This is a genomic window from Pseudomonas sp. IT-P260, from assembly GCF_949768395.1.
GTDB lineage: Bacteria > Pseudomonadota > Gammaproteobacteria > Pseudomonadales > Pseudomonadaceae > Aquipseudomonas > Aquipseudomonas parakoreensis.
Window position 1 is genome coordinate 69,454 of the sequence record NZ_CATKPO010000022.1, and the last position, 11,211, is coordinate 80,664.

The window sequence follows — 11,211 nt, forward strand, 5'->3', positions numbered from 1 at the left end:
GCAGCGGCCGCAGTGAACTGGCGGCCGACGTCGAGCGCGAAGTCGACAACATCCGCGCCCAGGCTCAGGCCATCGATGCCCTGCCCCTGCTCGGCGTGGTCGCCAGGAATGAATCCGGCAGTGATGATTTCGCCGCGATGATGGGCATCGAAAGCACCGAAAAATCCGCCGCCGAAGACGCCGGCATCGGCCTCAAGCGTGAACTGAACAGCCTGCTCGGCCGCTACCCGGCGGAGCTGGCACGCACCCGCGAGCAGATCCAGAAACGCACCGAACTGAGCACCGCGACCCACCTGAAAATCGCCGCCGTGCAACAGGCGATCGCTGGACTTGAGCCGGTGGTGCGCGCCCAGCACGGACAGATCCAGGGCGAAGTACGCCTGATGCAGGGCGTGATGATCGGCCTGATTCTGCTGATCGCACTGCTGATCGACACCTTGCAGCGACGTCTGGCCCGCACCCTGACCAACCTTGCTCCGGCACTGTCGACCTGGGCCGAAGGCGATTTCAGTCGCGACATACAACTGGGCAAGACCAACCGCGAACTGCATGACATCGAAGCGTCGCTGAACCGCCTGCGCGCGTATCTGGTGGATCTGGTCGGGACGATTCGCGGTAACGCCGAACAGGTCGCCGACAGCAGCCGCACCCTGGCCGAACTGAGCAACAACCTGCACTCCGGTGCCGAGCATCAGGCCGGCGACACCGCGCTGATCCGCGATTCACTGGGTGAGCTGGAAGCGACGATTCAGCAGGTCGCCGGCGATGCACGGCAGGCTGCCGATGCCAGTCGCCATGCCGGACTGGCCGTGGAGCACGGGCAAACCGTGATCGGCCAAAGCCTCACCGGCCTGCATGCGCTCGTCGGCGAGGTGCAGGGCAATGCACAGATGATCGAGCACCTGGCCGAAGAATCGGCGACCATCGGTGGCGTGCTGACGGTGATCCGTTCGATCGCCGACCAGACCAACCTGCTGGCCCTGAACGCGGCCATCGAAGCGGCGCGGGCCGGGGAAATGGGCCGCGGCTTTGCTGTGGTGGCCGAGGAAGTGCGCTCACTGGCACAACGCACGGCCGGTGCGACGGCGGAAATCCAGACGCTGATCGCCGGCCTGCAAGCCGCCGCCCGACAATCGGTCGAAGGCATGCGCGCGCAGGTCGAACACGCCGAAGCCACGGCCAACCAGGCACAAGCAGCGGACGGCGCGCTGGATAAAATCGTCGGCGCGATCCAGACCATTTCCGACACGGCGATCCGCATCGCCGAGATCACCGCTCAGCAGAGCGGCGCGGTCAGCGAAATCCGTGATCACAGCGAGCGGATTCATCAATTGGGCGGCGATAACCTGCTGCGCATCGGCGAAGGTCGAGAACAAGGCGAGAACCTGCTGCTATTGGGCGGGCAACTGCATACCGCCGTACAAGCCTTCCGCGTCTGATCACGCTCACTGTAGGAGCTGTCGAGTGAAACGAGGCTGCGATCTTTTGATCTTGCTTTTAAAGACCAAGATCAAAAGATCGCAGCCTGCGGCAGCTCCTGCACGGCTTGACCGAAGTGACCGGATCAAATCACTCAGTCACAAATTTCGCGTAAACATCGGTCATCGTGCTGGCTATTGCAGAGAACTGGACAGTCACAAAGCCTTTGCGGCATAGTCGCCGGGTTCTGACGACTGCTCATTCATAACAAGGAACACGCAGATGGCAACGCTACTGGTGCTGCACGGCCCCAACCTGAACCTGCTCGGCACCCGCGAACCCGGCACTTACGGTTCAACGACCCTGGCGCAGATCAATCAGGATCTGGAGCGCCGCGCCCGTGAAGCCGGCCATCATCTGCTGTATCTGCAAAGCAACGCCGAGTACGAATTGATCGATCGCATCCACGCCGCTCGCGGCGAAGGTGTGGATTTCATACTGATCAATCCAGCAGCTTTTACGCACACAAGTGTCGCATTACGTGACGCGCTGCTGGGAGTGAGCATCCCATTCATCGAAGTGCATTTGTCCAACGTGCACAAGCGCGAACCTTTCCGCCATCACTCTTACTTCTCCGATGTCGCGGTGGGAGTGATCTGCGGCCTTGGCGCCAGCGGTTACCGACTGGCCCTGGAGGCCGCACTAGAGCAGCTTGAAACACAGGCAACGACTTGAACCACAAGCGTTAAACGCCCCTGACCGACCCTTGGGAGTTGATGATTCATGGATATCCGTAAAGTTAAGAAACTGATCGAATTGCTGGAAGAGTCCGGCATCGACGAGCTCGAGATCAAGGAAGGCGAAGAGTCCGTACGCATCAGCCGTCACAGCAAGACTCCGGCTCAGCAGTACTACGCTCCGGCGCCGATGCAGGCTCCGGCCGCTGCACCTGCCGCCGCTGCTGCTCCAGTGGCTGCTGCCGCTCCGGCTGCCGCTGCTGCTCCTGCACTGAACGGCACCGTGGCCCGCTCGCCAATGGTAGGCACCTTCTACCGCAAATCTTCGCCAACCTCGCCAGCCTTCGTTGAAGTCGGCCAGACCGTGAAGAAAGGCGACACCCTGTGCATCGTCGAAGCCATGAAGATGATGAACCACATCGAAGCTGAAACCAGCGGTGTGATTGAATCCATCCTCGTCGAAGACGGCCAGCCGGTTGAGTACGACCAACCGCTGTTCACCATCGTTTGAACTGCGGAGAGCCTTTGATGACTGCGAAGTTGGAAAAAGTTCTGATCGCTAACCGCGGTGAGATCGCCCTGCGGATTCTGCGTGCCTGCAAAGAGATGGGCATCAAGACCGTCGCCGTTTACTCCAAGGCCGACAAAGAGCTGATGCACCTGGGTCTGGCAGACGAATCCGTCTGCATCGGCCCGGCGTCTGCCGCTCAGTCCTACCTGCACATCCCGGCCATCATCGCTGCCGCTGAAGTGACTGGCGCCACCGCCATTCACCCAGGCTACGGTTTCCTCGCGGAAAACGCCGATTTCGCCGAACAGGTCGAGAACTCCGGCTTCGCCTTCATCGGCCCGAAAGCCGAGACCATTCGCCTGATGGGCGACAAGGTATCGGCCAAGCACGCGATGATCGAAGCCGGCGTGCCGACCGTTCCAGGTTCCGACGGCCCGCTGCCGGAAGACGAAGAAACGGCGCTGCGCATCGGTCGCGAAGTCGGCTATCCGGTGATCATCAAAGCCGCTGGCGGCGGTGGTGGTCGCGGCATGCGTGTGGTGCACAAGGAAGAAGACCTGATCGCCTCGGCGAAACTGACCCGCTCCGAAGCTGGCGCGGCGTTCGGCAACCCGATGGTCTATCTGGAAAAATTCCTGACCAACCCGCGTCACGTCGAAGTGCAAGTGCTGTCCGACGGCCAGGGTCACGCCATCCATCTGGGCGACCGCGATTGCTCGCTGCAACGCCGTCACCAGAAGGTTCTCGAAGAAGCGCCGGCACCGGGCATCGACGAGCAGGCGCGCCAGGAAGTGCTGGCGCGCTGCGTCAAGGCGTGCATCGACATCGGCTACCGTGGCGCCGGCACGTTCGAGTTCCTGTACGAGAACGGTCGTTTCTACTTCATCGAAATGAACACCCGTGTTCAGGTGGAGCACCCGGTTTCGGAAATGGTCACCGGTATCGACATCGTCAAGGAGATGCTCAGCATCGCCGCTGGGAACAAGCTGTCGTTCACTCAGGATGACGTGGTGATCCGCGGTCACTCGCTGGAGTGCCGGATCAACGCTGAAGACCCGAAAACCTTCATGCCGAGCCCGGGCACGGTCAAGCATTTCCACGCCCCGGGCGGCAACGGCGTTCGCGTCGATTCGCACCTGTACAGCGGTTATGCGGTTCCGCCGAACTACGACTCGCTGATCGGCAAGCTGATCACTTACGGCGCCACCCGCGACGAAGCCATGGCGCGCATGCGCAATGCCCTGGACGAGATCGTGGTGGACGGGATCAAGACCAACATCCCGCTGCACCGTGATCTGACCCGCGACGAAGGCTTCTGCAAAGGGGGCGTGAACATTCACTACCTCGAGCACAAGCTGGCTGGCGACAAGCACTAAGCTTCAGCCCGCACCAGACAAGGCCGCCTTCGGGCGGCTTTGTTGTTTCTGGAGCAAAGTCAAAAGATCGCAGCCTTCGGCAGCTCCTACAGGAGAATGCATTCGAAATGTAGGAGCTGCCGAAGGCTGCGATCTTTGCTTTTCAACCAAGTTCGTCTTCTTTGGCGCGCTCGCGTAAACTTGCGCGCTTCTCGCTGGCCGCTAGGCTGCAATCATATTTTTTCAAAGGTGCCCGCCATGCCTTGGCTGCAAGTACGTCTCGCCATCAGCCCGGAACAAGCCGAAACCTACGAAGACGCTTTCCTTGAAGTGGGCGCCGTTTCGGTGACCTTCATGGACGCCGAAGATCAGCCGATCTTCGAGCCGGAACTCAACACCACCCCGCTGTGGGCGCACACACATCTGCTGGCTCTGTTCGAGGGCGGCACCGAGCCTGCGCCGGTGCTGGCGCATCTGGAACTGCTGACCGGCAGCCCGCTGCCCGAGCATCACAGCGAAGTCATCGAAGACCAGGATTGGGAACGCAGCTGGATGGACGGTTTCCAGCCAATGCGTTTCGGCCAGCGCCTGTGGATCGTGCCGAGCTGGCACGCCGCGCCCGAGCCTGACGCGGTCAATTTGCTGCTGGATCCGGGCCTGGCATTCGGCACCGGCACCCATCCGACTACCGCGCTGTGCCTGGAATGGCTCGACGGTCAGGACCTGAAAGACTGCAACGTGCTGGACTTCGGCTGCGGCTCGGGGATTCTGGCGATCGCCGCCCTGCTGCTCGGCGCCAAAGAAGCGGTCGGCACCGACATCGACGTGCAGGCGCTGGAAGCCTCGCGCGACAACGCCGGGCGCAACAAGATTGCCGACGAGCTGTTCCCGCTGTACCTGCCGGAAGATCTGCCGCAGGTCAAAGCCGACGTGCTGGTGGCCAACATTCTGGCCGGCCCGCTGGTTTCGCTGGCGCCGCAGCTGTCCGGCCTGGTCAAGTCCGGCGGGCGTCTGGCGTTGTCCGGGATCCTCGCCGAACAAGGCGAAGAGGTCGCTGCAGCCTATGCGCAGGACTTCGATCTGGACCCGATCGCCAATCGTGATGGCTGGGTGCGCATCACCGGCCGTCGGCGCTAGAATGGCCGCCTGCATAAACCGGATCGCCGCATGACCGACAGCTTCGTCACCCAGTGCCCGCATTGCCAAACCAGCTTCCGCGTCAGCCATGCTCAGTTGAGCGTGGCCCGCGGGGTGGTTCGCTGTGGCTCCTGCCTGCAAGTGTTCAATGCCGCCAAACAGCTGCTGGAACAACACGCCGGCAAGGAAGCGGTTACGCCGGTGGCGCCGACCATTGTCCAGCCAGCACCGTCTCAGCCTGTGGTCAGCGAACCGCCGCCAGTGGTCGAAGCGCCCGTCAATGACGAACCGCCCGCGCCGCGCGCCATCAGCCAAAAGCAATGGAGCGCCAGCGAGCTGGACCTGGACAGCCTCGATCTGGACGAAGAACTGGCCCGCCTCGAACAACGGGAAATCCAGCCGACCACCGAATTCGGTCGTCAGCGCGAAGAGTCCCTGAGCGCCCGCCGCGACAGCCCTGAAGCCGATGAAACGGTGTGGCGCGACAGCCTGTTCAGCGCACGCGACGATGAACGCCTGCCCGAGCCCGAAGATGAAATCGAACCCGAGATCGTCGAAGCCGAACCGCTGAAAACCGCGCGCACCGAGCCTTCGTTGTCGCTGGAGCCGGTGGATCTGGACGACGAGCCGCCGATCCCGCAACTGCGCCTGCATGACCCGATCGATCCGAATGCCCGCCGCGAACGCCTGTCGGCCAGCGTCGAACCGGACGATGACGAGTTGCCATCGGTCGAACCACTGCGCAAAAAACGTGAACGTGCCGAACCCGGCGTACGCGCCGAAGTGCTGCAGGACCTGACCGACGACCCGCTGCAACTGGACTGGCAGAAACGCCGCTCGCCCTGGGGCCGGCGCCTGCTCTGGAGTTTGCTGGTGCTGCTCGCCGCTGCTGGACTCGCCGGTCAGTACATCGCCTATCACTTCGATGAGCTGGCGCGCCAGGATCAGTACCGCCCGTGGTTCCAGCAGTTCTGTCCGCAGATCGGCTGCACGGTGCCGTCCAAGGTCGACATCGGCAAAATCAAAAGCAGCAATCTGGTGGTGCGCAGCCATCCGCAATTCAGTGGAGCGCTGGTGGTCGACGCGATCATTTATAACCGTGCGACGTTCTCCCAGCCGTTCCCGCTGCTGGAGTTGCGCTTCGCCGATCTCAACGGTCATCTGATTGCCAGTCGTCGCTTCAAACCCGGCGAATACCTCAACGGCGACCTTGAGGGCATGGCGGAAATGCCGCCACAGACGCCGATCCACATCGCGCTGGATATCCTCGATCCAGGCCCCAAAGCGGTGAATTACAGCCTGAGTTTCCACTCCCCCGAGTGAATCGCTTCATCGCTTCAGGTTTGACGGCAGTTTTCTGACTTCCCCCACGGCCACCAAACCGCTGGTAATAACAGAATAACTGTTCAGATTTTGTTCAATTCAGCCTTTATCCAGTCATCGAGAGCGGGTATCATGCCAACCCTTTTTCGAACTCTCATGATCCGGCCCCACTTCAGGGAAGTCCTATGTCGGCGGTACGCATCGGCCCATATACATTGCAGAACGGTTTGATTCTCGCCCCGATGGCGGGCGTCACCGACCAGCCCTTTCGTCAGCTGTGCAAGCGTTTGGGCGCAGGGCTTGTAGTCTCGGAAATGGTCACCAGTGACATGAGCCTGTGGAACACCCGCAAGTCGCGCATGCGCATGATCCACGAAGGCGATCCCGAGCCACGCTCGGTACAGATTGCCGGTGGCGACGCGCAGATGCTCGCGGATGCGGCCAGGGCCAACGTCGAACTGGGCGCACAGATTATTGATATCAACATGGGTTGCCCGGCAAAGAAGGTCTGCAACAAGGCCGCCGGCTCCGCGTTGTTGAAGGATGAAGCACTGGTTACCGAGATCCTGCAGGCCGTCGTCGCTGCAGTAGATGTGCCGGTGACCCTGAAGATCCGCACCGGATGGGATCGCGACAACAAGAACGGCCTGACCGTGGCGAAGATCGCCGAGCAGGCCGGGATCACCGCGCTGGCCGTGCATGGCCGCACGCGCGCCGATCTGTACACCGGCGAAGCCGAGTACGACACGATTGCCGCGATCAAGCAGGCGGTGTCGATTCCGGTGTTTGCCAATGGCGATATCGATTCGCCGGAAAAGGCCCGTTACGTGCTTGACGCGACCGGTGCCGATGGCCTGCTGATAGGCCGGGCTGCCCAGGGGCGGCCATGGATTTTTCGCGAGATCGAACACTTCCTGCGTACCGGCGAGAAATTGCCGGCGCCGGAGCTGAGCGAAGTGGAACGCATCCTGCTGGAGCATCTGGCCGCCCTTCACGCCTTCTATGGGGATGTGATGGGCGTGCGCATTGCCCGCAAGCATGTGGGCTGGTATCTCGCAACCTTGCCGGGCGCCAGGGAGTTTCGCGCCCACTTCAATCGTTTGGATGGTACGGAAACACAATGCGCCAACGTTCGGGAGTTCTTCGCCGAGCGTTACAAGAGCCTGACAGGGGACGAAGAAGGGGTGGCCGCATGACGATGATGACCGAGACTTTAGTGAGTGGAACAGCACCCGTGAGCGACAACGTGAATTTGAAACAGCACCTCAATACCCCAAGCGAAGAAGGTCAGACCCTTCGCGGGAGTGTCGAGAAGGCGCTGCACAATTATTTCGCCCACCTTGAGGGCGCGTCCGTCACGGATGTGTACAACCTGGTGCTCTCCGAAGTCGAGGCTCCCCTGCTCGAAAGCGTGATGAACTACGTCAAGGGCAACCAGACCAAGGCCAGTGAGCTGCTGGGACTCAACCGCGGCACACTGCGCAAGAAACTCAAGCAGTACGATCTGCTGTAAGCATTCAATCAAACCAGAAAGGCGCCCGCGTAAAACCGGTCGCCTTTTTTGCTGACTTCCTTTGCTTTTGATGGAAATTGAGATGACCGACCAGACTACCCGCCTGCCGATCCGCCGCGCCTTGATCAGCGTTTCCGACAAGACCGGGATCCTCGAATTCGCCAGGGAGCTTGAAGCCCTCGGCGTCGAGATCCTCTCCACCGGCGGGACGTTCAAGCTGCTGCGCGACAACGGTGTTGCTGCAGTGGAAGTCGCGGATTACACCGGTTTCGCGGAAATGATGGACGGCCGGGTGAAAACCCTGCACCCGAAAATCCACGGCGGGATCCTCGGTCGTCGCGGTATCGACGACGCGATCATGAGTGAGCACGGCATCAAGCCGATCGACCTGGTTGCGGTCAACCTGTACCCGTTCGAAGCCACCATCAGCAAGCCAGGCTGCGACTTGCCGACCGCTATCGAGAACATCGACATCGGCGGCCCGACCATGGTCCGTTCGGCGGCGAAAAACCATAAAGACGTGGCGATCGTGGTGAATGCCAGCGATTACGCCAACGTTCTGCAAAACCTCAAGGCCGGCGGCCTGACCTACGCTCAGCGTTTCGACCTGATGCTCAAGGCCTTCGAACACACCGCCGCCTACGACGGCATGATCGCCAACTACATGGGCACCGTGAATCAGGCTGCCGAAACCCTGAGCACCGAAGGCCGCAGCGAGTTTCCGCGCACCTTCAACAGCCAGTTCATCAAGGCTCAGGAAATGCGCTACGGCGAGAACCCGCACCAGAGCGCGGCGTTCTACGTGGAAGCCAAGCCTGCCGAAGTCGGTATCGCCACCGCGACCCAACTGCAAGGCAAAGAGCTGTCGTACAACAACGTGGCCGACACCGACGCCGCGCTGGAATGCGTGAAGAGCTTCGTCAAGCCGGCCTGCGTGATCGTCAAGCACGCCAACCCGTGCGGCGTGGCCGTGAGCCCGGACGCCGAGGGCGGTATCCGTCAGGCCTACGAACTGGCCTACGCCACCGACACCGAGTCGGCCTTCGGCGGCATCATCGCCTTCAACCGTGAGCTGGATGCCGAGACCGCCAAGGCGATCGTCGAGCGTCAGTTCGTGGAAGTGATCATTGCCCCAAGCGTCAGCGCAGAAGCCCGCGCCATCGTCGCCGCCAAAGCCAACGTGCGTCTGCTGGCCTGCGGCGAGTGGTCGGCGGACCGCGCTCCGGCCTGGGACTACAAGCGCGTCAACGGTGGCCTGCTGGTGCAGAGCCGCGACATCGGCATGATCGGCGCCGACGACCTGAAAGTGGTGACCAAGCGTGCACCGACCGAACAGGAAATCCACGACCTGATCTTCGCCTGGAAAGTCGCCAAGTACGTCAAGTCCAACGCCATCGTCTACGCCAAGAACCGTCAGACCATCGGTGTCGGCGCTGGCCAGATGAGCCGCGTAAACTCCGCGCGTATCGCCGCGATCAAGGCTGAGCACGCCGGTCTGCAAGTGGCCGGTTCGGTGATGGCCTCGGACGCGTTCTTCCCGTTCCGCGACGGTCTGGACAATGCGGCCAAGGTGGGCATCACGGCAGTGATCCAGCCTGGCGGCTCGATGCGTGACGCTGAAGTGATTGCTGCTGCTGACGAAGCAGGCATCGCCATGGTCTTCACCGGCATGCGCCACTTCCGTCACTGATACACCGATTCAAATGTGGGAGCGAGCCTGCTCGCGAATGCAATCTGCCAGCGACGTTGACGTTGACTGACACACCGCTTTCGCGAGCAGGCTCGCTCCCACATAAAGCGCTCCAGCAGCGCCTGACAGAATTTTGAGGTTTTTGAAATGAATGTTTTGATCATTGGCAGCGGTGGCCGTGAACACGCCCTGGCCTGGAAAGTGGCTCAGGATCCGCGTGTGCAGAAGGTTTTCGTCGCGCCGGGCAATGCCGGCACCGCAATTGAAGCCAAGTGCGAAAACGTCGCCATCGACGTGCTGGCCCTTGAACAACTGGCCGACTTCGCCGAGAAAAACGTTTCCCTGACCATCGTCGGCCCGGAAGTACCGCTGGTCGCTGGCGTGGTCGATCTGTTCCGCTCCCGTGGCCTGGACTGCTTCGGCCCGACCGCCGGCGCTGCACAGCTGGAAGGCTCGAAAGCCTTCACCAAGGATTTCCTCGCCCGGCACAAGATTCCGACCGCCGACTACCAGAATTTCACCGAGATCGAACCGGCCCTGGCTTATCTGCGGGAAAAAGGCGCACCGATCGTGATCAAGGCCGATGGCCTGGCCGCCGGTAAAGGCGTGATCGTGGCCATGACCCTGGCCGAAGCCGAAGACGCCGTGCGCGACATGCTCGCCGGCAATGCGTTCGGCGACGCCGGTTCGCGCGTGGTGATCGAAGAATTCCTCGACGGCGAAGAAGCCTCGTTCATCGTCATGGTCGATGGCAAGAATGTCCTGCCGATGGCCACCAGCCAGGACCACAAACGTGTTGGCGACGGCGACAGCGGCCCGAACACCGGCGGCATGGGTGCCTACTCCCCGGCCCCGGTGGTCACCGCCGATGTGCACCAGCGCGTGATGGACCAGGTGATCTGGCCGACCGTGCGCGGCATGGCCGAAGAAGGCAACGTCTACACCGGCTTCCTGTACGCCGGTCTGATGATCGACAAGGCCGGCAACCCGAAAGTCATCGAGTTCAACTGCCGCTTCGGTGACCCGGAGACCCAACCGGTGATGCTGCGCCTGCAGTCGAGCCTGGTGCTGCTGGTCGAAGCCGCGCTGGCGCAGGCGCTGGACAAGGTTGAAGCGCAGTGGGATCCACGTCCGAGCGTCGGCATCGTGCTGGCCGCCGGCGGCTACCCGGGCGACTACGCCAAGGGTGCAGCGATCAACGGTCTGGACGCAGCCGCAAGCCTGGAAGGCAAAGTCTTCCACGCCGGTACGGCGCTCAAGGATGGCAACGTGGTGACGGCCGGTGGTCGCGTACTCTGCGCCACCGCCATGGGCGCCAGCGTCAGCGAAGCGCAGCAGCAAGCCTACAAGCTGGCCGCCGCCATCGACTGGGAAGGTTGCTTCTACCGCAAGGACATTGGCTACCGCGCCATTGCCCGTGAACGTGGCGAAACCCAGGAATAAGCTGTCCTTCAGGTCCGGCGCGGGATGCAGTCCCTCGCCGGGCTGTTCCGCCGCTGCGCATCGTTATATTCTGGCATCAACCT

The 11,211-nt window shown here is 61.8% G+C and carries 9 protein-coding genes and 1 pseudogene; all 10 read left to right on the top strand.

Annotated features, from left to right (window positions below):
* Positions 1-932: 932 nt before the first annotated feature.
* Positions 933-1,439 (top strand): annotated as a pseudogene (locus tag ACM6HV_RS11145) (methyl-accepting chemotaxis protein); the annotation flags it as partial.
* Between the two features lie 262 nt (positions 1,440-1,701).
* On the top strand, positions 1,702-2,154 hold the full coding sequence (gene aroQ / locus ACM6HV_RS11150) for a type II 3-dehydroquinate dehydratase (protein ID WP_007914604.1): 453 nt from the start codon (positions 1,702-1,704) through the stop codon (positions 2,152-2,154).
* A gap of 48 nt (positions 2,155-2,202) precedes the next feature.
* Positions 2,203-2,667 carry an acetyl-CoA carboxylase biotin carboxyl carrier protein gene (accB, locus tag ACM6HV_RS11155; protein ID WP_024164417.1) on the top strand — a complete coding sequence of 155 codons (465 nt, stop codon included), beginning with the start codon at positions 2,203-2,205 and terminating at the stop codon, positions 2,665-2,667.
* Positions 2,668-2,684: 17 nt separating this feature from the next.
* Positions 2,685-4,043, top strand: coding sequence for an acetyl-CoA carboxylase biotin carboxylase subunit (gene accC / locus ACM6HV_RS11160; protein ID WP_041068145.1), 1,359 nt, complete (start codon positions 2,685-2,687; stop codon positions 4,041-4,043).
* Between the two features lie 237 nt (positions 4,044-4,280).
* Positions 4,281-5,159, top strand: coding sequence for a 50S ribosomal protein L11 methyltransferase (prmA, locus tag ACM6HV_RS11165; protein ID WP_145596239.1), 879 nt, complete (start codon positions 4,281-4,283; stop codon positions 5,157-5,159).
* Positions 5,160-5,189: 30 nt separating this feature from the next.
* Positions 5,190-6,482: a DUF3426 domain-containing protein gene (locus ACM6HV_RS11170; RefSeq protein ID WP_414904207.1), complete on the top strand. Its 1,293-nt coding sequence runs from the start codon at positions 5,190-5,192 to the stop codon at positions 6,480-6,482.
* Between the two features lie 185 nt (positions 6,483-6,667).
* Positions 6,668-7,678, top strand: a complete 1,011-nt coding sequence (dusB, locus tag ACM6HV_RS11175) for a tRNA dihydrouridine synthase DusB (protein ID WP_007961945.1) — start codon at positions 6,668-6,670, stop codon at positions 7,676-7,678.
* Positions 7,675-7,995 carry a DNA-binding transcriptional regulator Fis gene (gene fis / locus ACM6HV_RS11180; protein WP_003221275.1) on the top strand — a complete coding sequence of 107 codons (321 nt, stop codon included), beginning with the start codon at positions 7,675-7,677 and terminating at the stop codon, positions 7,993-7,995. The genes dusB and fis overlap by 4 nt, the downstream gene beginning before the upstream one ends.
* 82 nt (positions 7,996-8,077) lie before the next feature.
* Positions 8,078-9,685 carry a bifunctional phosphoribosylaminoimidazolecarboxamide formyltransferase/IMP cyclohydrolase gene (gene purH / locus ACM6HV_RS11185; RefSeq protein ID WP_041068154.1) on the top strand — a complete coding sequence of 536 codons (1,608 nt, stop codon included), beginning with the start codon at positions 8,078-8,080 and terminating at the stop codon, positions 9,683-9,685.
* A 147-nt stretch (positions 9,686-9,832) separates the two neighbouring features.
* Complete coding sequence (gene purD, locus ACM6HV_RS11190) at positions 9,833-11,128, top strand: phosphoribosylamine--glycine ligase (protein WP_047291052.1); 1,296 nt, start codon at positions 9,833-9,835, stop codon at positions 11,126-11,128.
* Positions 11,129-11,211: the final 83 nt, after the last annotated feature.